The sequence below is a fragment of the Peribacillus cavernae genome, from assembly GCF_003989135.1.
Classification (GTDB): Bacteria; Bacillota; Bacilli; order Bacillales; family DSM-1321; genus Peribacillus; species Peribacillus cavernae.
In genome coordinates this window covers 348,648-370,591 of record NZ_RYZZ01000007.1, presented here as the reverse complement: position 1 = coordinate 370,591, position 21,944 = coordinate 348,648, and the positions used below count along the sequence as shown (strand labels likewise).

The window sequence follows — 21,944 nt, the reverse complement described above, 5'->3', positions numbered from 1 at the left end:
AAGAGGATGTCTCCCTCTTAACCTCACATTTTGTTCATACCCTTTCAGTCGAATGATATTTTTATAACTGACATCCTTCAAAAAAAAAACATTCCTGCTCCTTTCCCGGCATTCCGAAGCCATTTTCTCATTTCTTTCCTTCTAAGGGTAAGGTATTATAATCTTACATGCTTTTACTAGCTATTTGCTACCCGCAGCATTGAGAATCATTACAGAATGGAGTCATGGAAATGCAGAAAGCCTTAGCTATATTTAAGCCTGCTGTTTGGCTGGTCCTTATTTTAAGTTTGCTGACCGCGTGTCAGCAGCCATCTCAGGAAAAATCCGGTCAAAACCAGGATACCGAACAAAGCCGAACCACAATGATAGAGAACGAGGATGAACAACCACAGGGTAGCGGCAATCAAACGATTCCAAGACAAGAACAACCAGAAGAAACAAAAGGAAAAACACTGCCCGCTACTGTGGTCAAAGTCATTGACGGAGACACAGTGAAAATAAAAATGAAGAATGGCCACGAGGAAACGGTAAGGCTTTTGTTAATCGATACACCCGAAACGGTGCATCCCTCAAAGCCGGTGCAGCCGTTTGGACTAGAAGCAAGCCAACTTTCAAAGAAAATGATGCCCCCTGGTACAGCTATAGAAGTCGAGCCAGGAATCAACGAGCGGGATAAATACGGAAGATTGCTTGCTTATTTCTACGTGAACGGGGAAAGTGTCAATCAAAAGCTGATTGAAAAAGGCCTTGCAAGAGTCGCTTATGTATACGCGCCCAACACGAAATATATCGATCAATTCCGCGAGCTTCAGGAGCAGGCGAGGCAAAAGGAGATTGGTATTTGGTCGATTGAAAACTATGCCACATCACAGGGGTTCGATGACTCGATAGATCGGCCGGCTGCAAGTTCTTATGTAAATACAGAAGAGCTCCAAAAAGACGACTCATGTAAAAACCCTCAAATCAAGGGAAATGTCAATTTACGCGGAGAGAAGGTATATCATATCCCTTCAGGGCAGTATTACAGCATTACAAAACCTGAAGAGATGTTCTGCACAGAGACAGTAGCGGAACAGGACGGTTTCCGCAAGTCGCAGAGATAATAACATCTCACTAAAATCTTTATAAAATCAATATTAAACATACAATTTAAGCTACTTCAAAAAAAAACCTTTATTCAAGCGAAAAAATAGATAATCGAGCGAAAACTGTTCTTAATTAAGCGAAAAGCTAATTTTTAGACTGAGGTATGAAGTTTAGCAAAAATCCGCGGCATACTTACCATTACAAATCCACCGCGGATATTTTACATGTGCTATTCCTTATAAATCATTTTTCTTGTCATTCCGCCATCAATCGTTACGTTTTCACCATTCACAAAGTCGTTTTCTTCGTCACATAAATAGAGGCATGCTCTAGCAATATCGGAAGGCTTCCCTACCCGCTTCGACCAGTGCTGCTTATGATCCCCTTCCGTTAATTCCCCATAGTCTCCAGTCTCAATCCATCCTGGACTGATGGAATTAACACGTATTCTTGATTCACTTAACGAGGCAGCCAAGGCATGTGTTAGCGATATAATGCCGCCTTTTGAGGCTGCATAAGCCTCTGAACCCCCTTCGGACATAAAAGCTCTTGTAGACGACATATTAACAATCGCTGACCCAGGTTTCATAACTTTTGCAGCTTCCTTGGAAGCAATGAAAACACTGCGTAGATTTATCGCTAAAATGTCGTCAAAATCACTTACACTCAAATCAAACAGTGGCTTAAATTTGGAGACGCCCGCATTGTTGATTAGTATATCCAGGCTGCCAAAATGACGTACCGCCTCATCGATGGCATGCTTGATTTCGACTTCACTCCTAACGTCTGTCCTTACAAAAAGGGACCGGCCCCCTAATGCATGTATTTGTTCAGCTGTTTCAGAACCGGTTTTCTCATCCAGTTCAGCGATGAGGACATTGGCCCCTTCCTTTCCAAAATCGAGGGCGACTGCCTTTCCAATTCCACTTCCCGCTCCAGTAACGATCACTGTTTTCGTTGAAAAGCTCATCCTTTCATCTCCTTGTTCATATTCGATGCTTATTATGTACCACAATAGTAAACAGGAAAACCAAATACCTTTTTTTGAAAAGCCATCGCTTGATATATAACCGCTAAAACAAGCTGGGAAATACCATGGGATAGCTTTGGCATTGCCACTTTTATATATGCTCGCCTGTAGTCAGCTTCTTGGCTTGTCCGTATAACGATAGACGACCTCACCGCCATGCTGCGCAATTCCTCTGAAATGCTTAAAATCTTTTCTCTGTACAAGGAAATAACGGAATGAAGGAAACTCCTCCTTTGTAATCCTGTGTTCCTCCAATTCCCTGTTAGCAAGCTTTTCAAGGATTTCATTCGCTTCCTGTTCCTGCAAGACTTCTACCCCCTTAAAAAGGCACAATTGAAATTCGTTTCATTTATCTGCTTACCGCTATTTAGTTTCACATGAAGAAAACAAAAATACAACTGGAAAGTTTACATGCTCCCTTTTCTTGATTTAGTTCTCCAGAGGGAAAAAATGTATTTTTATTGCATGAAATTCCTTTACGAATAGAAAAAAATAGTGCAAACTGTAAAGTAAAATAATAATTTAAGTTTTTTAACGCTTTATACAAGGCAAATGAGAGCGTTATCATTGGAGTTTGCAAGAATAGTAGACGCTGCACTTATCTAAAACACGAAAAATAGAATCGGGGATGGTTGCATGAAAAAAGCTGAAATCGGAAACTTAATTGAATTTCGCGAAGGATTAAGAGGGATCGTAGAAAAAGTGAATGAAAACTCGGTGATCGTTGATGTTACCTATATGGATAATTACCGGGATTTAGAGCTTGAACAGAAAACCGTTGTAAACCACAAAAACTATAAAATTATTGACTTGCCTTATCGCTAAGCTTGAGTATCTAATAAGGACCTTTCCGACAAAGCACCCCCCTAATTATCAGCCATTTAGCGGCCCGGGTGGAAAACTTTCAGGAAAGGTTTTTATTTGTAACTTTTTTAGTTGGGGACTCGTCTATTTTCATATCAACATCTTTCTCAAGCATCTGTCCTGGAAATTGTCAAAGAGATAAACACAAAGTAAGGAGGCAATAATATGGGTCGATTAAACGTTTTCTTCATTGGATTTTCTATTATCGGTATTCTTTTGAGCGGATGCGGAACGAAGGCAGATGATAATGCCGGCGAAGACAAAAAGGAAGGCAACGCGAAGCAGAATGAAGAAACCGTCAAGCATAATCGAGGTGATACGAATGAAAATAATACAGATGAATCTGGTAAAGAAAACGGCGAGCAAACGAAAGATGAGGGTAATTCAGGAACGATCAGGATTATGGAACAAAACCTTCAGTATGAAGTAAACGGCGAAGCGAAGGAAGAAACCGCTTTTCTAACAAACAGCAACAACCAGAAGTTTAGCTTATATGTTCTACCGGAATACGAATTAAACGGCGAAGAACCAGGGAAGGACATCCTTACACATAAAGGCGAAAAAGGTGTCTCTATGAGAATAGAACTGCTTCCTGATGATGTGGACTGGACTGCTACTGAAGAAAATACAAAAGCCCAGCTCAAAGCAATTTCAGATAGCGTTACTGCCATTACTAAATCGGGTCTAACAGTCGACAATGGTACTGTCCAAGAAGTGATCAGCGGAAATGAAAGAGTTACTGCCGTCCTAATTAAGGACAAAAAAACCCCAGTAAGGTTGACGATTTATACGACGATAGACGCTGATCATCGTCAGGTCTTTATTGAAATGGGCAAAACCATTTTAAAAACGAACTAACCCATCTGCTACCCTGAAGATTGAAAAGTGGAATCCGCCGACCGGGCCGGTTCCACATTCTCTATGAGGGATCGTTTTTCATTTCTTTTTCCAGACAAGGAATAAAAAAATCATGCAAATATATCCAAACAAAGGATATAGATAGCTGAGAAGACTGCCATATTCGATTTTACTGATTATATATGTAATCATAAAAATGAAAAAAACAATGACTGTTCCCGGAATATTGGCAAATGTATGACTGATCTGCCTTTGCAATCCGAATATATTCCCGATTACAGATGTAAAAATTTCACCATAAATCACTAAAATGAAAATCCAGTAAAAACTTGACGCCCCGCTCCTCATCAATTCAGCGGAAGGTATTTCATAAATAGACGCATCTGGCAGAGAGACAAGCGCTAAATGTCCTGATAACAAAATCGCTGTCAGGAATACTCCTCCCAATATCCCTCCATTCTTAATGATCTTCTCATCGCCTATCTCATTTGCAACCGGCACTAAAACAGCCTGGGAAAGCCCTAGATTGAAGGCTGCGTAGGCAAACGGGGAAATGAGTGCCTTCCATGTCAACCCCTCTTCGGGCAACTTTACAAAAGACTCAAGAAAGCCTCCTCCCTTGATAGAGATAAAACAAAGCATAAGACTGAAGAAGACCATGACCGGGACCACAAATGAATTAACGGCAAATAACCCTTTCATGCCAAGGGCCAGAATAACGGAAGCCAGCCCAATTGTGATCAGGATGCCGGTATCCTTCGAAAATCCAAGCTGCTCTTCAAAAACAGCCCCGGCACCTGAAATCATCACCGACGATACTCCCAGCAGCATCAAAAGAAAAATAACGTTCACGATTGCGGCAATTCTCTTCCCAAATAAGTATCGATTAAAATCTTCATAGGTTGCAGCACCTGCTCTCGATGAAAGCAGCATCATCTTTGTACCGGTAAAAATAAATATATATCCTGCGATCAATATCCCTAGAAATCCATAAAATCCGTATTGAGTAAAAAACTCCAGAATTTCTTTTCCCGTTGCAAAGCCAGCACCAACGATGGTCCCGACATAAACCGCGGCAACCTGAAACGAACCCGACCACCTAGACAGCATGTTTTCCCCTCCTCCCTCCATTTATATGAAGGAAGGGACTTTTTTAGACAAGCCAAATTATAATGGAGGTAAGGGGTCTTCTTTCAATATCTTTTTGAAATAAGTGTATTATCCCGCCCAGCAGGCATCAAACAAATGGAAAAAAAGCTAACCCGAAAACAAGAAAAGTTGAATTCGGGCTAGCCTTAGATAATTTATAAAATCAATATGCTACAATACTATATCATCCACGGATCTCAGCCATTCATCAATCACATCGACGACAGACTCTACCGTCCCATCCTCAAACGGCGACTGCAAATGCGCTGCTTCCACAAGTTCAAGGAATGATTTGCTTCCGCCAAGCTGGCAAAGCTTCAAGTAATCCCCCCAGGCTGATTGCTGATCCTCTCGGGAACGTTTCCAGAACTGAAAGGCGCAAATCTGTGCCAGGGTATAATCGATATAATAAAATGGGGAATTGTATATATGGCCTTGACGCTGCCAGAAACCACCGTTTTCGAGATATTCATTGCCGTCATAATCACGGTGCGGTAAATATTTTTTCTCAATCTCACGCCACGCGCTCTTTCTTTCCTTGGGACTCGCTTCAGGATTTTCATAAACAAAATGCTGAAATTCATCGACTGCGACACCATATGGCAGAAACAAAAGGCCGCTGCTTAAATGAGAAAATTTATACTTGTCTGTGTCTTCCTTGAAAAACAATTCCATCCATGGCCAGGTGAAAAATTCCATGCTCATCGAATGGATTTCTGCTGCCTCATAAGTCGGCCAGATGTATTCCGGAATCTGAGATTCTCTGCTGCTGTATACCTGAAATGCATGCCCCGCTTCATGAGTTAATACATCAATATCTCCAGAAGTGCCGTTAAAATTGGAGAAAATAAACGGCGCCTTGTAATCTTCGATGAAACTGCAATAGCCTCCTCCTGCTTTTCCTTTTTTAGAAACAAGATCCAAAAGCTTATTTTCAGTCATATATTCGAAAAACATCTTTGTTTCCAGAGAAAGTTCTTCATACATTTTTTTCCCGTTTTCGATAATCCATTCTGGATCGCCCTTCGGAACAGCATTTCCTGATTTGTACTCGAATCCCTCATCATAGAACTTCAACTTATCGAGACCTATCCTATGGCGCTGGCGCTCTTTTAGCTTGCTTGCCAGCGGGACGATGTATTCTTCCACCTGTTTACGGAAATTCGCGACCATTTCGGCATTGTAGTCGGTTCTGGCCATCCGGTAATATCCTAGTTCGACGAAATTCTTGTAGCCAAGCGTCTTCGCAATCTCATGCCGGACTTTCACCAGTTGATCATAGATTTCATCCAATTTCTGTTCATGGCCCGCAAGAAATCCATTTTTTGCTTCTTCTGCCTTCTTTCGCATTTCCCGGTCAGGGGATTCGGCAAAGGGCTGAAGCTGAGGAAGGGTGCGCTCTTCCCCTTCAAACAGGATTTTCGCTGAAGCAATCAACTGTGTATACTCCGTTGACAGCTTATTCTCTTTTTGAAGGAGCGGGATAAGTACCGGGGAAAAGGTCTTCAACTGAGCATCAGCCAGTGCAAATAGCTGTTTTCCCCATTTCGCTTCCAGGTCAGCGCGAAATTTTGAGTTCACAAGCTCCTGATAATAATCGGAGACGAGCTCTTCCATTTCTGGAGCTATTTCATCGAGATAATCATTTTCCGCCTTATAAAATTCGTCGTTTGTATCGATCGAATGCCGTATGTAGCAAATATTAAACATCGTGCTGACGTTATTTCTTATCTTATTAATCTCACTCATTGCCTCGCTCTGTTTTTCTACATTTTCCGCTTCTGAGAACTTCCCCAGCGCTTCTGCAAATCCCTTCTTCACAAGATCCATCTCGGGACGCTTATATTCAAATTGATCAAATTTCATAAAACCACTTCCTTTCTATAGCTTATTATATTTTATTTCCAGAACTTTTTTCCAACTTTTGTGTAATTGCTTTATAAAACACCTGTCCAATTGCCGTTTACTATATATTGAGATAAAGAGTTATATTTTCATGCAAAGCAGAGAAATCGTAATATGAAAGTACAAATGACTGTAAGGTGGGGCTATTCAGTGTCTTCTTTACTTTCATTCCGCAAAGTAAAAAATACCCCCTTTTTCAGGCAGGTATTTGCTCATTTGTTTTCACATATTTGCAGCATGAAATCCGATCTTTTTCATCAATTCAATGGCCGTTTCTTTTTCTTCTTGGGATAATGCACTCATGATTTCATCAATTCGTTTCTCATGTTCGGGGAATACGGTCTCAATAAACGCCTTTCCCTTGTCGGTGATTTGTGCATATGTTACACGGCGGTCATTTTTCGAGGCAACCCGCCTTAAGTAGTCCTTTTGTTCAAGCTTATCCACTACATAGGTAATGCTGCCGCTGGCGAGCAGAATTTTCCCGCCGATTTGCTGAAGCGGCTGATCCCCTTTATGGTAAAGCAGCTCCATAACAGCGAATTCAGTTGGGTTCAAACCTTGATCTGCAATATATTTATTGACCACATCATTTATCGACCTATGTGCTCTTGACAAGACGATAAACAGCTTAAGTGATTGTTGGATACTGCTTTGATTCAATCAATTCACAACCTTTTAAAATCTGAAATTAAAATATCTCGAATTCAAGGTTATTATAAGGATTATATCCAGTTTTGTCAATTTAACTATGGAAATTCACCACTCTACTGTTTTAACCAATCATCTGTTATACTAGGGAAAAAAGACTTTTCCTCGAATCCCCAACAGAAAAAGTAATCAGTAAGGAGTTTTCTTAATGGCCAGCACAGCACAAGCAGCTAAAAACGTGACCGCTGCTCATACAACTGCCTATAATGTCCTCTTTATTATCGGAATTTGTCATTTGTTAAACGATACCCTTCAGTCCGTAGTTCCTGCAATGTTCCCCATTTTAGAAAAGACAATGTCGTTAAGTTATACCCAGTTGGGGATGGTTGCATTCGCATTGAATATCGTCTCGTCGATCATGCAGCCTGTTGTCGGCTGGTATACAGATAAAAAACCGATTCCCTATGCACTTCCCCTAGGTCTGACAAGCACGCTTGCAGGCATAGTGCTGCTAGCCTTATCACCTACCTATTCTGTTGTGATTTTATCCGTTTTATTAATCGGAATAGGCTCTGCCGTATTCCATCCGGAAGGTTCAAGGGTTGCTTTCATGGCGGGCGGCCCGAAAAGAGGGCTCTCCCAGTCGATTTACCAGGTTGGGGGCAATACCGGACAGGCGCTGGCCCCGTTGATAACCGCAGTTGTCCTCGTCCCTTTCGGACAAAAAGGCGCATTATGGTTTGCACCGGTCGCTTTTGCCGCCGTTTTATTACTGGTATATATCGCCAGATGGTATACTGACAGACTGGTATATTTCCAGCCAAAGAAGGCAAAAGCAAATAGAAACGGCCAGACAGCAAACAGAAAAAAGATTGGAATGGCACTTTTTTTCATTCTCTTTATCATTTTTGCCCGCTCCTGGTACATTTCCTGTATGACAAACTTTTATGCCTTTTACTTGATCGGCCAATATTCATTCAGCATCAAAACAGCACAATTATATTTATTTGCCTTTCTCGCTGCCGGTGCGCTCGGCACTTTCTTTGGCGGTCCGCTAGCAGACCGTTTCGGCAGGAAAAAAGTGATATTGCTTTCCTTGGTGGGCAGTGCCCCGATAACAATTCTATTACCGTTTGTCAGCCCTGCCGCAGCTTTCATTTTATTGTTGGTCAGCGGGTTTATCATTATGACCAGCTTTTCCGTGACCGTAGTATACGCACAGGAACTTGTGCCTGGCAAAGTAGGCACAATGGCTGGATTAACGGTAGGCCTTGCGTTTGGAATGGGTGCCATAGGATCGGTGGCTTTAGGCTCCCTTGCCGATTTAATCGGTATAAACAGTACCATCAAGATGGTCGGTTTACTGCCGCTCCTGGGCTTGATGAGTTTCTTCCTGCCTTCTGATGAAACTTTGAGAAAATGGTACCCGAAAGAAACATGACGGCGCAATTCCTCGTGATAGCAGACTATCAATTTATGTGAATAAATGATCTATCTACAAACACGGCTTTCTAAGGGAACCTTTTGAACCTTTCAGGGTAATATATAATTACAAAAGTTTTCATGATTGGGCATTTGAAGCAGGCAATCAAGACCATGGAAGGAGAACGCAATGAGTGAAGTAGTAATTGGCAGCATTTTATCTGCCATGTCCACCGGTGCCGGGGCTCTAATCATCTTATTCATCAAAGGGGCAATCACCCACAAATTCAGGGATACGCTTCTGGCCTTTACAGCCGGGATCATGATGGCTGCCTCTTTACTGAGCTTGATTCCGCAATCCATGGAAAGCGGAGGGTATCTTCAGCTTGTCATCGGGATATTTTTAGGCGTTTTGACACTGACATTTTTGGAAAAGAACATTCCGCACATTGATTTGGAGCATTCCAAAAGCGGGATAGAATTCGATGAAAAAGCAATGCTGATCATAATGGCCATTACCTTGCACAATATTCCGGAAGGGCTCTCGGTCGGAGTCAGTTATGCATCAGCCGCACAAGATACAGGAAACTTGATTGCTTTAGCAATCGGACTGCAAAATGCACCTGAAGGCTTATTGGTTGCTCTCTTTTTAGTCAATCAGAAAATCAGCAGATTTAAAGCCTTTATCCTTGCTACTCTGACAGGCACAATCGAAATTGTGACATCTTTGCTCGGCTTTTATTTAACATCTTATATCGGCTTTCTGGTCTCTTATGGGCTTGCCTTTGCAGCGGGTGCCATGTTGTTCATCGTATACAAGGAACTCATTCCCGAAAGCCATGGGGACGGAAACGAACGTACTTCCACCTATTCTTTCATAATAGGATTGCTATTCATGATCCTGCTGCTGGAAATATAACAATTTACACAAAAATCCTTGCCTATTATATTACGAGGTTTCCCCCTCCTTTTTTGGTGGTAAAATAAGAAGGGAAAAGCGAAGGGGAGATCGTATGTTACGTAAATGGTTTTTTACAAAAGTAGCCTATTCTCTTTTTAAAAATGAAGCAAAAGGGTATGCGAATAGTAAAGAAAAAACGAAAAGCCTGTTAACAAAGGCCACCAGCAAAGCTAAAAAGAATGAACTGACATTACGGGGCGTTTGGGGACGCTTGCAAACGATGTTTACCATGTTGAAAGCCTGGACAAAAGGAGATTATCGGGAAATTCCTTACCGTTCACTGTTCATGATCCTGTTGTCAGTCGTTTATTTTGTATCGCCGATAGATGTCATCCCGGATTTTCTATTCGGGATCGGTATCCTTGATGATGCAGCCTTGATTGCTTTTGTCATCTCCCAGGTTGATAAAGATCTGGAAGCCTTCCAACAGTGGGATGAGAATAAGAGCAATATTGTTGAAGTGATAGTTAATCAGCCAAAATAAGAAAAAAGCAATCGTACAAGAAGAAAGCTTCCGCTTTTTTCTTGTACGATTGCTTTTTCAAGCTTTAATAAAGATTCTTTTATGTTGGTTTTACTGCTGGCATAGCCTGTCACCGAACCATTCCCTAATCGATATCATTTGCAATTATATATAATCTGCCGATGAGGGAATTTTCATACATATGACAGCAGAAAGAATCCACAGTTACAGTTCCTCGTAATCGAATTTGAGTGGAAGAAGGATATGAAACGTGGTGCCCTTTCCTTCCTGGCTTTCCACTTCTACATATCCTTTGTGTTCTTCGATTATTTTATAGCTAACCATCAACCCAAGTCCAGTTCCCCGTTCCTTCGTTGTATAAAATGGCTCACCAAGCTTTTTGATTTTCTCTTCAGGAATCCCCACTCCTTCATCCTTGATCGAAATCCGGACATGTTCCGCGTCCTCGCGTTTTACTTTTATATAAACAAGGCCGCCATCATCGGTTACTTCCAAAGCGTTCTTAATAATATTGATGAAAACTTGTTTAAGCTGATTGCCTTCGCAATAAAGAAAAAATTCCTCTTCTTCAAAGGAAGCCTGAAATTGAATATTATGCAGCAATGCCTGGGCCTTTAGCAGCTCCACTGTTTCACGCATGATGCCGTTCAAGTCTTGTTTATAATACCTCATGGCCTGCGGCTTCGCCAGAACCAAAAACTCCGTTATAATCGTCTCAATCCGCTTCAATTCGGAAGTAATGACATTAAAGTAGTTCGAAAAGTCTTCCGTTACACTGTCCTGCAGCAGCTGTATGAATCCCTTCAGCGCCGTCATCGGGTTCCTGATTTCATGGGCTATGCCTGCAGCAAGCTCCCCGACTACATTTAATGTGTCCGATTTGCGGATTTGTTCCTGCAATTCCAGGTTCTCGGTAATGTCACGAAATATCGTCAAATGCAAGTCGGAATATAAATTTTTTCTTGTCGAAAACTCTAAATATTTTATTTTTCCATGTCCAAAAGTGATAGGTATAATCGTTTTGTCCATTCCGATTTGCATGACATTCTCGATATGACTGTTCAATTTACTGGTGTTTTCCGGAATTTTTTCTAATATTTCATCCACTGTCGTCGATAGAAGCTTTTCTTTTGTTAATTCCAAAATGTTGGCTCCGATTTCATTGATGTCAGCAAAATTGGTTTGATTCCAGAGAATCATCCCATCCAATGATCCCTCAAATATTTTCCGAAATTTTTTTTCGCTTTTTCTCAGCTCTTTTTCTATCCTCCAGCGTTCACTTACATTCCTGAAAATCGTGATGTTATATCCTTCACTGGAATGCATTTTTGAAGTTAATTCGAGCAGCTTTATCTGTCCGTTCGCCATTTTATAAAGAAGTTCATCCCGCACCTCGCCCTTTTGGTGGAAGGCGCTCACCATTGCTTTGAACCGTTTATCTTTTTTATGGACATAAGTAGAGATATGTCTTCCCAGCAAATGCTCCCGTTTTGATTCGAAAATCTTACAGGCTGAATCATTTACCCGGAAAATAACTCCGTTTTCATCCCAGAAAACAATGGCATCCATTGTCTGGTCAAACAGTTCAGAGAAAATTTGCTCGCTCTTTTTAAGCTTTTTTTCAATGATTTCCTTTTCCGTAACATTTCTAAAAATTGACATATTCAGTTTATTAAATATATTAGAACTCGTTGAATATTCAAACCTAATCTTGCCACCGGCAGGGTTCATTTCGATTTCCCCTGTGGAAGTTCCCGAAGAAAGAACCTTCTCCAAACTCCTTTTCCATGTATTCTGTTGGGAAATCGGGATAAAATCTTGAATTTTTTTGCCGACCAATTCAGGTTTATCGAGGATCAATGTTTTGCAAAAAGCATCATTTGCATCTATGATAACGCCTTGTTTGTCATAGATGACGATACAATCAACCGCTTTGTTAAAAACATCGAGAAACATTTGTGTCGTCATTATTCTCTCCTGCATATGTACCCGTTCAGCAGTCACGTCCCTTAACTTATATGCGATCTTTTCTCTATTTCCGTAAGAAAAGCCGATGAATTCGACCTGTTTTTTCTCCCCACTGGAAAGTTGGACGATCCACTCGTCCTTGTAGGTGCCTTTCTCAACAATCATTTTATCTTGATAAGACAAGACATCCTCAGGAATATTCCATAGAAAGTCAGAAAGTTTACTTGTAAGAATATCCTCCTTTGAAACATTCAACAGCAAGCATGCCTCTAAATTAGCATAAAGAATCTTTTTATTATCATTTACTTCAATTAAAGCCTCAAATGTATGATCGATTAAATCTGTAAATTGTTCAATTTTGCTATTTAATTTATCAATCTCTTTCTTATAGCTGCTGATGGCTTCTAAATCTGTATACATTTATCCTCATTCCTCCGGAAACCACTTTCTACTCACAATATTCTACATAAATGCTTACTTTTCCTATAAAGGGATTAAAAATAGGTAAATAGAATGATTCCTGTTTAGCCAGAGAACGAAGCAATTGAAATAGTTGATATATGACGGCTTTTCTTCAGAAACTTTTCGGTTTTTGGGAACTGGATGAAATTACATGTTTAATTAGAGGCGTTTTTCTCTATAATGGCGGGTATTAAGTAAGATACCTGAAATGAAAAAAGTTCACTTACATGGAGGCCAATAATGAGACAACGAGATTATTTTTTTGATAATGCCAAGTTTATCTTGATAGCCTTTGTGGTGTTTGGGCACTTGTTGAAAACTTTGGTGAATGATAATGAACTGATTTATTCCTTGTACAAAACGATATATACGTTCCATATGCCAGCCTTTATCCTCGTTTCCGGTTTTTTTGCGAAGGGATTTTACAAAAAAGGTTATCTAGCCACTATTACCAAAAAATTGATACTTCCATATATCATTTTCCAGGTGATCTATACGGTTTATTATTATTATTTATACAGCGAATCCAAACTGACTGTCGATTTTCTTGATCCGCACTGGTCCCTCTGGTTCCTGATCAGTTTGTTCTGCTGGAATATCATGCTGCTTGGCTTTTCCAAACTAAAACCTGCGGCCGGGATTTTGCTCTCGCTTTTAATAGCCTTGCTCATCGGGTATGTAGACACGGTTTCAAATTACTTGAGTCTTTCCAGAACATTTGTCTTTTTCCCGATGTTTTTGATTGGCTACCATCTATCCAAGGACCATATCAAACATTTATTTACCTTTAAAGTTCGCAGTAGCGCATTTGTGATCATGACTGTCGTTTTTATCGGTTTCTATATAAATCCCGACATTAACTATAAGTGGCTGCTGGGTTCCAAACCCTACTCCGAACTGGAAACAACCAGTTTCATATCGATGTTTAAACGGCTTGGTTTTTATGGGTTAAGCATGATCATGGTCTTCAGTTTTTTGGCGTTCATACCACGCGGACAATACTTTTTTACAAAATGGGGGAAACAGACACTCTATGTTTACTTGCTCCATGGCTTTTTCGTCCGTTTTTTCCGGGAAAGCGAGATTCATAATTACTTTACAAACCCTGAGAAATTCGTAATGCTTGCCGGGATTTCTCTCATCATTACAATTATATTATCAAGTGGAGTGATCGCGTCAATTGCCCAGCCGATCATTGAGCTGAAAGTCTCCCGCACAAAGAAATTAGCACAATACATCAGAATCTATTTCAAGCTGTTTAAAAAAAGATGGCAAAAACAATCCTCTACTTATTAGAAAAGCGGAAGCGCCTTGTTCAGCCCCGACAAGCATAAGACGAGCAGATGTATGAGGAGCGGTTTTCTCCCCATCAGATGATTGGCTTANNCGGCACTAGCACGTCCTGTGCGTCGGGGCTAGGCGCTGGAGCTAGACACCAGTTCATATTGAAAAAATTATACTTTCTTATCCATTAAGAAATGCGGAAACGCCTTGTTCAACTAAGGCCATAAGTCAAAAAGCGTCCCAACCCGGGACGCTTTTTCTGATTTATTCATCATCGACAACAATATAGGCGGCTTTTACCGGGCCGTGTACCCCGACGACGAGATCCATCTCGATATCCGCGGAATTGCTTGGACCGGTGATATAATTAATGCAAGACGGCAGTACTTCTCCTTTTTGCACTTTAGCGCTGATTATTTGTGCTGCCTGAGTCATGCGGGGAACGATTGTACTTTTTGGAATGATTGTCACATGTGCTGTCGGCAGCAGGCTTACCGAGCGCCCCCGGTCTTTATCGCTGAATAAGACGACAGTGCCAGACTCTGCCAATGTAATCTCACTGAAGGTAATCCCGACATTTGACTGTTCGGCAAAGGCGATATTTTCCCGGCCGATTTCATGATTCCATTCATGGACGGGGATATCCGCTGACGGCCACTTGAGAGTAACGAGCTCAGTTAATCCGTACTCATCAAAGCGGCTGTCTTTAGGAATTATAACGGGCCCGCCTCCGAGGTCGTCGACAACAAATTTCAAAGTATCTGCAAGCTGTCCTGAGCTTGTCTGGTAGAAGTCGGTATGGATTCTTGTGCAGTGATCCTTTAAAACGAGGATCAATTCTTCCTTAGAAGCATCCTTAAGCACTTCATGCTGTGGCTGGAATTTCCATTCCGGACGCTTGATTTCTGTCACACGCTCCCTTCCAAGCTGCTTTGCTATATTATCCAGGAAGGATGCACGATTTTGTATAGTGCCTGCCATCATTCACTGCCTCCTTTTTCACGGTTTTTAAACCAATCGCGGAATCTTTCTTTATTTGGCGCCGGGAAATCGCGAATTTCAGTCCATGCCTTAAGTGGACCCGGCCCGTTGGAAATCTTGTCTCCGGTTGTGAATGGCCCCATTGCAGAAGGCGCTATTTTGGAACCTAATTTGTAAAGCATCGGGGAAGCTGCCCCTAATCCAAATGCTTTCATCGTCAATTTTTCTGATATCGGTGCCCGTCCTTCGCGCTCGACAATGACCTGGCGATGTTTATGAAGGAGCTCATGAAGCGGAATCTTAACTGGACAAGCATCCGTACATGCCGCGCATAACGTTGAGGCATAAGGCAATTCCTTGAAATCATCATATCCGCCCAGCAACGGTGACAGTACAGCTCCAATGGGACCCGAATAAATCGAACCATAGGAATGTCCGCCCACATGGCGGTAAACCGGACAAACATTCACACACGCAGCACAACGGATACATTGAAGCACAGATTGAAATTCGGTTCCCAGTATTTTTGAACGTCCATTATCGACGATCACGAGGTGGAATTCTTCGGGTCCATCGACATCGCCTGCAGCTTTAGGACCGGTCAATGCGGTGATATAGCTGGTCAGCCTTTGACCAACAGCACTTCTCGTAAGCATGCTGACCAGAACCTCGAACTCCGCATGCGATGGGACAATCCGTTCCATTCCCATTACTGTGATTTGCGTTTTTGGCACGGTCGTAACCATCCTGGCGTTTCCTTCATTTGTTACAAGCCCAACGGATCCACTGTCAGCGATGGCAAAGTTGCACCCTGTAATCCCGATATCCGCCGTTAAAAACCCTTTTCTGAGGATCTTCCGGACATGCGCCGTTAGTTCTTTCGGATTCTCTGTGTTTTGATAGTCCAGCTTATCCTTAAATACATCGCGGATCTGTTCTTTATTCTTATGAAGCGCCGGTGCAACAATATGAGATGGCGGGTCGTGATCATCGATTTGAAGGATATATTCCCCTAGATCGGTTTCGAGCACTTCACAGCCAGCCTCTTCCAAAACAGCGTTAAGGTTGATTTCTTCGGTTACCATCGATTTTGATTTAACAACCTTTTTTCCATTTTTCTTTTGGATGACCTCTTTTACATAGTTGCTTGCCTCTTCTGCTGTTTGGGCAAAGAAAACGTGTCCACCTTGCTTTGATACATTTTCGGTAAGCTGATGGAGATAATAATCAAGATTTTCGAGAACATGCTGTCTGATTTCTTCCCCGTGGGAACGCCATTCCTCCCAGTTGCCCAGCTCTTCAATCGCATCAAGGCGACGCCCGTGCAACCGCTCTTGTGCACTCGAAACAGCAGAACGCATAAATTTATTTTCCAATTGTGCATCCACACGTTCTTTAAAATCAGCAGAACCAAATTTCATTGGCATTTGTTACAGCTCCTTTTTATGTTTCAATTCAACCATTCTTGAGATTAATTCAACTAAACTGACAGCGAATTCAACCAAATTGAGCATGAATTCAACCAAGGTGGCAGTCAGGGGTCATAGCCACAGCGCTTGTATTTCTAACGGCTGTTTAAAACCTCTGCGATGTGCATGACTTTAATCGGTTTTCCCTTGCGGTCGATCCTCCCGCCGATGTTCATCAGGCAGCCTGCGTCTCCGCCGATTATTACCTCAGCTTCCGTTTCTTCGATATGCTGTACCTTTTCATCCACCATCTGCTCGGAGATTTGTCCCATTTTAACAGAAAACGTTCCGCCAAAACCGCAGCAATTGTGAGAACCCGGCAACGGGGTGAAGTCCAGACCTTTTACATTACCCAACAGCTTAAACGGGGCTTCCTTCACTCCAAGGAGGCGGGTCATATGACATGATGTATGATAGGTTGCTTTTGCCTCAAGGCGGGCTCCTACTTCCTCAACCTTTAAGACATCTACAATGAACTGAGTTAACTCATACGTTTTGTCAGCTAGTTTTTGCGCTCTATTTCCCCATACCCCGTCATCTTTGAAAAGATGGGGATATTCCTTGAACATCGCAGCACAGGAACCTGAAGGAGTAACAATGTATTCGGCATTTTCAAACGTCTTGATCATTTTTTTCATTGCTTCCTTTGATTCCTTTACATAGCCGCTGTTATAAGCGGGCTGTCCGCAGCAAACCTGAGAATCGGGAAAATCAATGTCACAGCCCAATCTTTCCAATACTTCAACGGTTGCTTTACCAACACTGGATTGAAACATATCAACCAGACACGTAGCAAAAAGGGTCACTTTCACCTTACATCCTCCTATTCTAAATAACTATTGGAACTTTCAAATCGACAGGTCATCTGATGACCAAAACAAAGAAACTTCTATAGTATTTTTTCACCTACCATATTTTAGATCAATAAAATTATATAGCTCAATTAAACTATAACATTTTTAAAATTCAAATTATACTAAATTCTTTAAAGCAGGATTACTCCTGCTTCATAAAATTTCCTTTATCAAGAAAAAAGTCTGTCAGGATTTCTTCCACATTGTCTAAATGATGGCGCATTGCTTCACGGGCGCTGTCTCCATCTTTCGCTTTTATCGCCTCGAGGATTTTCACATGCTCCTGATAAAGGGTGTCCATCGTTTTTTCCTTGGAATACAATAAAATTCTTCTCGTTTCCCTCATTGTCTCGACCATCATATCGGAAACTTGGTTCATGAGGGTAACCAACAACGGATTTTTCGAAGCCACAGCAATTGCCATATGAAAGGATAGATCGGCTTTTTCTCCAAGCTCGTGATCACCTGATGCACTTTTCATTTCTATGAGCGCAATTTCCATATCCTCAATATCTTTTTCAGTCCTATTATTCGCCGCAGCAGTTACCGCTCCGGCCTCAAGAATTTTTCGGACCTCCAATAAATGCCCGATATCCTCCTTATTCATTAAGATGGCATTAGACAAAGGAATCACCATCAAACTCGGATCGAATTGTTTTACATAAGTGCCCTCTCCTTGTCTCATCTCAACGAGGCCCATCGTCCGCAGCGCACTAAGCGCTTCTCTTATCGCCGATCGGCCAACATCGAAATTCTCGGCAAGCTTTTCAATTGAGTCAAGCCTCGCCCCTGGCTTTAATTCTCCACTTTTAATTGATTCATGGAGCTGTTCAGCTACTATTTCATATATTTTCTTAGGTTTTATCCGCTTATAGTCCATTCGTTCACTCTCCACCGCCAGTCTGCCCAATGAGTACTCTATGCTAGTATTATAAAGCAAATTCGACGTCAAACCAATTTATCCCCTGCTAAAATATTTGCACAGAATGTAGTTCATTTAAGTCCCGTTCATTCGAAGGATAATTTCTCTTTTCAAATGGCCATACTGTGATAGAATATACTGTTAGTACTTATATGATTTTTGGAATCGAGATACTTATCCTGAAAGGAGCAATGCGTGTAAACGCTCATACATATGAAAACTGTTATCGCTACATTAAACGCCAAATACATTCACACCAGTTTGTCCATTCGTTATTTGAAAGCTTATGCTGCCCCCGATTTTGACGTGCAGCTTGCCGAATACACCATTAAAGATCCGATCATGAACATCGTCGGCGACCTTTATTCGAAAAAACCGGATATAATCGGTTTTAGCTGCTATATTTGGAACATTGAAGAAACGATAAAAGTAATTCAAATGCTAAGAAAAATAAATCAAGAGCTCGTGATTATTTTAGGGGGGCCTGAGGTAACGTATGATGTCACAGAATGGCTGAAAAAAGTACCGGAAGCTGATTTTATCGTTATCGGCGAAGGTGAAACAACCTTTAAGAAGCTTTTAACCCAGTTGCACGACCGCAAAGATTATTCAGGAATCAGCGGCATTGCCTATCGGAAAGAAGGCAAAAATGTCATTCAGCCCCAGGGAGAAAAGCTTAATTTAAAGGAGCTTTCCTCGCCTTTCCGTTTTGAAGAAGACATCTCCCAGCTTTCCAAACGGGTCACTTATATTGAAACAAGCAGAGGCTGTCCGTTTAATTGTCAATTTTGCCTGTCCTCCATTGAAGTAGGAGTCAGGTATTTTGACCGTGAAAAAGTGAAGGAAGACATTCGCTATCTCATGGAAAACGGAGCGAGGACGATTAAATTTGTCGACCGGACTTTCAATATCAGCCGCAGCTATGCGATGGAAATGTTTCAATTTTTAATCGACGAGCATGTACCGGGTACAGTCTTTCAATTTGAAATCACGGCAGATATCATGCGGCCGGAAGTTATTCAATTTTTAAATGACCATGCACCTGCAGGTCTATTCCGTTTTGAAATCGGTGTACAGTCCACGAATGACTATACGAATGAACTCGTAATGCGAAAACAAAACTTCGAAAAGTTGACACGGACCGTGACGATGGTAAAGGAAGGAGGAAAAATTGACCAGCACCTTGACTTAATTGCCGGGCTTCCTGAGGAGGATTACCCATCTTTCCGAAAAACGTTCAATGAAGTGTTTGAGCTCCGCCCTGAAGAGCTCCAGCTCGGTTTTTTAAAAATGCTCCGTGGAACAGGGTTAAGAATCCGTGCGAAAGACCATGCCTATATTTTCAGTGACCAATCCCCCTATGAAATTCTCGGGAACAATGTGTTATCGTTTGATGATATCGTCAAGATTAAACAGGTTGAGGATGTATTGGAAAAGTACTGGAACGACCACCGAATGGATCGGACTGTGGAATTCCTCGTCACTACGGCTTTTTCATCGCCGTTTGACTTTTTCCAGGATTTTGGAACCTATTGGGATGAACAGGGATGGTCTAGAATCGGCCACCAGCTTGAAGATTTATTCAGAAGGCTTCAACAATTTTTACAAGAAGTTAATCCCGCGGTGCTCGATATTGCTGTGGGATTAATGAAATACGATTATTTTCACAACCAAAAATACAAGCCCCGTAAACCTTGGTGGAATCAAACATTTGATAAAGCAGGCCGATCAGGGATTTATGAAAGCATTCTTGAGGATCCTTCCACTCTTGGGTCTGACTATGAATCACTGCATTTGACAGAAAAAGAATTATTCAAGCATTCGATGCTCGAAGAACTTCCTTTCAACTTAAAGACTTTCCTGGAAACAGGATTGATCGATCCTAAATCTACCATAATGCTTACCTATTTTGAACCTGCTGGAACTGGTTCACAAACCTTTTCATACGTCAAATAATAATCCAGTAATGGCCATGAGTATTGCTCATGGCCATTTTTTTCATGTTATTTACGCTTCTTGTCTTTCTTGTCAGATAGAAGAACATCGTATATTTTCGCAGCATTCATGTCCCCGGTAAATTCGTTGCCAAATTCTTCGCGTACATTGGAATTAGGTTTTTCTTCCTGCAATTGCTTTTTATTATTTTTCATTAGCCTCTACCTTTTCTGCCATGCTTCGAATTTCGATTGGCACCCTTCATCGCATTTTCATCGCTAGCGAATTCATTCGAAAATTCATCAACGCCTTGATTGCGTTTAGGCGTTTTACTGGCTTTTATTGCACCATCCACATTTGCTTTTCTTTTCAATTCCTTCACCTTCCCCAACATGTCTTAGAAGATCGGACGGCCTCTAAAAGAAGCCTCTTTATATAGTGGGGTAAAAATTCGCACAATTATACAGCATATTTCAATATCCATTGGGCCAAAATACACCTAAAATCATCGGAGGAAAATAATAAAGAAAGAGCCCCTGATTAACGTCTCACTTCCAAAACCAATTTCCTTTGGGTACAGGTTTATCAATTTCAATCTTATCTAAAACATCCGGTCCACCGTATTCTTTTAGATGGATTGCTTTCATCGTTCTCCTCACTTTCCTTTGAAAACCGGTTTTCTTTTCTCTTTAAATGCCGCAATCCCTTCCTGATGGTCCTCCGTCGTTACCATCATCGTCTGCGTAATTCGTTCCTGCTCCAATATTTCCTCGAGGCTCGCTGTAAAAGAGTGGCTGATCAATTTCTTCATCATCCCATATGCCTTGGTCGGCCCCTGTGCAAGCCTGGTAGCAAGGGAAATCGTTTCCTCCTCCAGTTTTTCCAGAGGTACTACGTGATTGATGACTCCCAGCTCATACAGCCTCTGGGCAGGGACAGGTTCTGCGCTAAAGAAAAATTGTTTCGCAAGATGAGGGCCAAGCAGCCTTGGGACAAAGTATGAACCGCCGCCGTCGGAAATTAGCCCTACCTGAGAAAAGCTAAGCGCGAATTTGCTGTCCTCAGCGGCAATGATTAAATCACAGGCAAGTGCCAGATTAAAGCCCGCACCCGCCGCGAAACCGTGTATGGCGGCAATGATTGGGATCTCTGTTTCCTTCATCGCTAAAATAAGCTGATTCAACCGGCCGATATGATCATACGTTGCCGTCGCTGATGACCGGCCCATTGTTTTCACATCTCCGCCAGCAGTAAATGATCTTCCTGCCCCGGAGAGGACGATCACTCGCACCTCAGGATTTGTCTCGGCTTCTTTGATTGCACTTTGAAGGCCCACAATCATATCTGGGCTGAACGCATTCAGGCTGTCGGGGCGATTTAAGGTAAGGTTCATGATCGAGTCTTTTATGTCAACTAATAAATCTTCTTTTGCCATTTGAATTCCTCCTTTTCTAATTCACATGATCAGCCAGCCGCCATCGACAAGCAGGTCACTTCCGGTCATATAGGAAGCTTCCGGTGACGCGGCGAACGCTATCACATTAGCAATCTCATTTGCTTTTCCTACTCTTCTTAGGGCAGTATTGCGCTCGATTGCCTTTTGAAACTTTTCATTCTGTAGACCTTCCTCTGTTAGAGGGGTTTCTACAAATGTCAGTT

The 21,944-nt window shown here is 41.8% G+C and carries 21 protein-coding genes and 1 pseudogene; 8 read left to right on the top strand and 14 right to left on the bottom strand.

Annotated elements, in window-relative coordinates:
* Nucleotides 1–230 precede the first annotated feature (230 nt).
* Nucleotides 231–1,103, top strand: coding sequence for a thermonuclease family protein (locus ELQ35_RS07900; RefSeq protein WP_185861699.1), 873 nt, complete (start codon nucleotides 231–233; stop codon nucleotides 1,101–1,103).
* A gap of 212 nt (nucleotides 1,104–1,315) precedes the next feature.
* On the opposite strand, the gene ELQ35_RS07895 is transcribed toward ELQ35_RS07900, so the two are convergent.
* Together ELQ35_RS07895 and ELQ35_RS07890 are read right to left on the bottom strand one after the other, a co-directional pair.
* Nucleotides 1,316–2,056, bottom strand: a complete 741-nt coding sequence (locus ELQ35_RS07895) for an SDR family NAD(P)-dependent oxidoreductase (RefSeq protein ID WP_126864273.1) — start codon at nucleotides 2,054–2,056, stop codon at nucleotides 1,316–1,318.
* Between the two features lie 171 nt (nucleotides 2,057–2,227).
* Nucleotides 2,228–2,422: a hypothetical protein gene (locus tag ELQ35_RS07890; protein WP_126864272.1), complete on the bottom strand. Its 195-nt coding sequence runs from the start codon at nucleotides 2,420–2,422 to the stop codon at nucleotides 2,228–2,230.
* Nucleotides 2,423–2,752: 330 nt separating this feature from the next.
* On the opposite strand from ELQ35_RS07890, the gene ELQ35_RS07885 reads away from it, so the two are divergent.
* Together ELQ35_RS07885 and ELQ35_RS07880 are read left to right on the top strand one after the other, a co-directional pair.
* On the top strand, nucleotides 2,753–2,941 hold the full coding sequence (locus tag ELQ35_RS07885; RefSeq protein ID WP_126864271.1) for a YkvS family protein: 189 nt from the start codon (nucleotides 2,753–2,755) through the stop codon (nucleotides 2,939–2,941).
* Nucleotides 2,942–3,145: 204 nt separating this feature from the next.
* Nucleotides 3,146–3,838 (top strand): hypothetical protein, encoded by a 693-nt coding sequence (locus ELQ35_RS07880; protein ID WP_126864270.1) that lies wholly within the window; start codon nucleotides 3,146–3,148, stop codon nucleotides 3,836–3,838.
* A 78-nt stretch (nucleotides 3,839–3,916) separates the two neighbouring features.
* Here the strand turns inward: ELQ35_RS07880 and ELQ35_RS07875 are convergent, their stop codons facing one another.
* The 3 genes from ELQ35_RS07875 to ELQ35_RS07865 all read right to left on the bottom strand — a co-directional run bounded on the left by ELQ35_RS07875 (nucleotide 3,917) and on the right by ELQ35_RS07865 (nucleotide 7,555).
* Entirely contained in the window at nucleotides 3,917–4,948 is a 1,032-nt protein-coding gene (locus ELQ35_RS07875) for a YkvI family membrane protein (RefSeq protein WP_126864269.1), read from the bottom strand.
* Between the two features lie 210 nt (nucleotides 4,949–5,158).
* Complete coding sequence (locus ELQ35_RS07870; RefSeq protein ID WP_126864268.1) at nucleotides 5,159–6,853, bottom strand: M3 family oligoendopeptidase; 1,695 nt, start codon at nucleotides 6,851–6,853, stop codon at nucleotides 5,159–5,161.
* Between the two features lie 261 nt (nucleotides 6,854–7,114).
* Nucleotides 7,115–7,555, bottom strand: a complete 441-nt coding sequence (locus ELQ35_RS07865) for a MarR family winged helix-turn-helix transcriptional regulator (RefSeq protein ID WP_126864267.1) — start codon at nucleotides 7,553–7,555, stop codon at nucleotides 7,115–7,117.
* Between the two features lie 196 nt (nucleotides 7,556–7,751).
* On the opposite strand from ELQ35_RS07865, the gene ELQ35_RS07860 reads away from it, so the two are divergent.
* From ELQ35_RS07860 to ELQ35_RS07850, 3 genes are all read left to right on the top strand, one after another.
* Nucleotides 7,752–8,984: an MFS transporter gene (locus ELQ35_RS07860; RefSeq protein ID WP_126864266.1), complete on the top strand. Its 1,233-nt coding sequence runs from the start codon at nucleotides 7,752–7,754 to the stop codon at nucleotides 8,982–8,984.
* Between the two features lie 171 nt (nucleotides 8,985–9,155).
* Nucleotides 9,156–9,884, top strand: a complete 729-nt coding sequence (locus ELQ35_RS07855) for a ZIP family metal transporter (protein ID WP_126864265.1) — start codon at nucleotides 9,156–9,158, stop codon at nucleotides 9,882–9,884.
* A 94-nt stretch (nucleotides 9,885–9,978) separates the two neighbouring features.
* The gene (locus ELQ35_RS07850) at nucleotides 9,979–10,410 is read left to right on the top strand and encodes a YkvA family protein (protein ID WP_126864264.1); all 432 of its coding nucleotides are present in this window, start codon (nucleotides 9,979–9,981) and stop codon (nucleotides 10,408–10,410) included.
* 204 nt (nucleotides 10,411–10,614) lie between these two features.
* Here the strand turns inward: ELQ35_RS07850 and ELQ35_RS07845 are convergent, their stop codons facing one another.
* Entirely contained in the window at nucleotides 10,615–12,798 is a 2,184-nt protein-coding gene (locus ELQ35_RS07845) for a PAS domain-containing sensor histidine kinase (RefSeq protein WP_126864263.1), read from the bottom strand.
* A 282-nt stretch (nucleotides 12,799–13,080) separates the two neighbouring features.
* Between ELQ35_RS07845 and ELQ35_RS07840 the strand changes: the two genes are divergently transcribed.
* Complete coding sequence (locus ELQ35_RS07840; RefSeq protein ID WP_126864262.1) at nucleotides 13,081–14,136, top strand: acyltransferase family protein; 1,056 nt, start codon at nucleotides 13,081–13,083, stop codon at nucleotides 14,134–14,136.
* A gap of 252 nt (nucleotides 14,137–14,388) precedes the next feature.
* Here ELQ35_RS07840 and ELQ35_RS07835 read toward each other — a convergent pair whose 3' ends face one another.
* From ELQ35_RS07835 to ELQ35_RS07820, 4 genes are all read right to left on the bottom strand, one after another.
* Nucleotides 14,389–15,108 (bottom strand): LutC/YkgG family protein, encoded by a 720-nt coding sequence (locus tag ELQ35_RS07835; RefSeq protein ID WP_126864261.1) that lies wholly within the window; start codon nucleotides 15,106–15,108, stop codon nucleotides 14,389–14,391.
* Nucleotides 15,105–16,532, bottom strand: a complete 1,428-nt coding sequence (locus ELQ35_RS07830; RefSeq protein ID WP_126864260.1) for a LutB/LldF family L-lactate oxidation iron-sulfur protein — start codon at nucleotides 16,530–16,532, stop codon at nucleotides 15,105–15,107. Before ELQ35_RS07830 ends, ELQ35_RS07835 begins: the two co-directional genes overlap by 4 nt.
* 137 nt (nucleotides 16,533–16,669) lie before the next feature.
* Nucleotides 16,670–17,386: a (Fe-S)-binding protein gene (locus ELQ35_RS07825; protein ID WP_126864259.1), complete on the bottom strand. Its 717-nt coding sequence runs from the start codon at nucleotides 17,384–17,386 to the stop codon at nucleotides 16,670–16,672.
* A gap of 184 nt (nucleotides 17,387–17,570) precedes the next feature.
* A complete protein-coding gene (locus ELQ35_RS07820) occupies nucleotides 17,571–18,308 on the bottom strand; it encodes a FadR/GntR family transcriptional regulator (protein WP_126864637.1) in 738 nt (245 codons plus the stop codon).
* Between the two features lie 255 nt (nucleotides 18,309–18,563).
* Between ELQ35_RS07820 and ELQ35_RS07815 the strand changes: the two genes are divergently transcribed.
* On the top strand, nucleotides 18,564–20,306 hold the full coding sequence (locus tag ELQ35_RS07815; RefSeq protein WP_126864258.1) for a B12-binding domain-containing radical SAM protein: 1,743 nt from the start codon (nucleotides 18,564–18,566) through the stop codon (nucleotides 20,304–20,306).
* Between the two features lie 47 nt (nucleotides 20,307–20,353).
* Here the strand turns inward: ELQ35_RS07815 and ELQ35_RS22550 are convergent, their stop codons facing one another.
* The 4 genes and pseudogenes from ELQ35_RS22550 to ELQ35_RS07800 form a co-directional block, all read right to left on the bottom strand.
* On the bottom strand, nucleotides 20,354–20,500 hold the full coding sequence (locus tag ELQ35_RS22550; RefSeq protein WP_185861698.1) for a hypothetical protein: 147 nt from the start codon (nucleotides 20,498–20,500) through the stop codon (nucleotides 20,354–20,356).
* On the bottom strand, nucleotides 20,500–20,658 hold the full coding sequence (locus tag ELQ35_RS07810; RefSeq protein WP_370873390.1) for a hypothetical protein: 159 nt from the start codon (nucleotides 20,656–20,658) through the stop codon (nucleotides 20,500–20,502). The genes ELQ35_RS22550 and ELQ35_RS07810 overlap by 1 nt, the downstream gene beginning before the upstream one ends.
* A gap of 282 nt (nucleotides 20,659–20,940) precedes the next feature.
* The gene (locus tag ELQ35_RS07805) at nucleotides 20,941–21,720 is read right to left on the bottom strand and encodes an enoyl-CoA hydratase/isomerase family protein (RefSeq protein WP_126864256.1); all 780 of its coding nucleotides are present in this window, start codon (nucleotides 21,718–21,720) and stop codon (nucleotides 20,941–20,943) included.
* A gap of 21 nt (nucleotides 21,721–21,741) precedes the next feature.
* A pseudogene (locus ELQ35_RS07800) lies at nucleotides 21,742–21,936 on the bottom strand (SDR family oxidoreductase); the annotation flags it as partial.
* Between the last annotated feature and the right edge of the window lie 8 nt (nucleotides 21,937–21,944).

What these genes read in the sequence shown, in the direction of transcription:
- ELQ35_RS07900 (WP_185861699.1), top strand. Translation starts at nt 231, where the DNA reads ATGCAGAAAGCCTTAGCTATATTTAAGCCTGCTGTTTGGCTGGTCCTT.
- ELQ35_RS07895 (WP_126864273.1), bottom strand. Translation starts at nt 2,056, where the DNA reads ATGAGCTTTTCAACGAAAACAGTGATCGTTACTGGAGCGGGAAGTGGA.
- ELQ35_RS07885 (WP_126864271.1), top strand. Translation starts at nt 2,753, where the DNA reads ATGAAAAAAGCTGAAATCGGAAACTTAATTGAATTTCGCGAAGGATTA.
- ELQ35_RS07880 (WP_126864270.1), top strand. Translation starts at nt 3,146, where the DNA reads ATGGGTCGATTAAACGTTTTCTTCATTGGATTTTCTATTATCGGTATT.
- ELQ35_RS07875 (WP_126864269.1), bottom strand. Translation starts at nt 4,948, where the DNA reads ATGCTGTCTAGGTGGTCGGGTTCGTTTCAGGTTGCCGCGGTTTATGTC.
- ELQ35_RS07870 (WP_126864268.1), bottom strand. Translation starts at nt 6,853, where the DNA reads ATGAAATTTGATCAATTTGAATATAAGCGTCCCGAGATGGATCTTGTG.
- ELQ35_RS07860 (WP_126864266.1), top strand. Translation starts at nt 7,752, where the DNA reads ATGGCCAGCACAGCACAAGCAGCTAAAAACGTGACCGCTGCTCATACA.
- ELQ35_RS07855 (WP_126864265.1), top strand. Translation starts at nt 9,156, where the DNA reads ATGAGTGAAGTAGTAATTGGCAGCATTTTATCTGCCATGTCCACCGGT.
- ELQ35_RS07850 (WP_126864264.1), top strand. Translation starts at nt 9,979, where the DNA reads ATGTTACGTAAATGGTTTTTTACAAAAGTAGCCTATTCTCTTTTTAAA.
- ELQ35_RS07845 (WP_126864263.1), bottom strand. Translation starts at nt 12,798, where the DNA reads ATGTATACAGATTTAGAAGCCATCAGCAGCTATAAGAAAGAGATTGAT.
- ELQ35_RS07840 (WP_126864262.1), top strand. Translation starts at nt 13,081, where the DNA reads ATGAGACAACGAGATTATTTTTTTGATAATGCCAAGTTTATCTTGATA.
- ELQ35_RS07835 (WP_126864261.1), bottom strand. Translation starts at nt 15,108, where the DNA reads ATGATGGCAGGCACTATACAAAATCGTGCATCCTTCCTGGATAATATA.
- ELQ35_RS07830 (WP_126864260.1), bottom strand. Translation starts at nt 16,532, where the DNA reads ATGCCAATGAAATTTGGTTCTGCTGATTTTAAAGAACGTGTGGATGCA.
- ELQ35_RS07820 (WP_126864637.1), bottom strand. Translation starts at nt 18,308, where the DNA reads ATGGACTATAAGCGGATAAAACCTAAGAAAATATATGAAATAGTAGCT.
- ELQ35_RS07815 (WP_126864258.1), top strand. Translation starts at nt 18,564, where the DNA reads ATGAAAACTGTTATCGCTACATTAAACGCCAAATACATTCACACCAGT.
- ELQ35_RS22550 (WP_185861698.1), bottom strand. Translation starts at nt 20,500, where the DNA reads ATGAAAAATAATAAAAAGCAATTGCAGGAAGAAAAACCTAATTCCAAT.
- ELQ35_RS07805 (WP_126864256.1), bottom strand. Translation starts at nt 21,720, where the DNA reads ATGGCAAAAGAAGATTTATTAGTTGACATAAAAGACTCGATCATGAAC.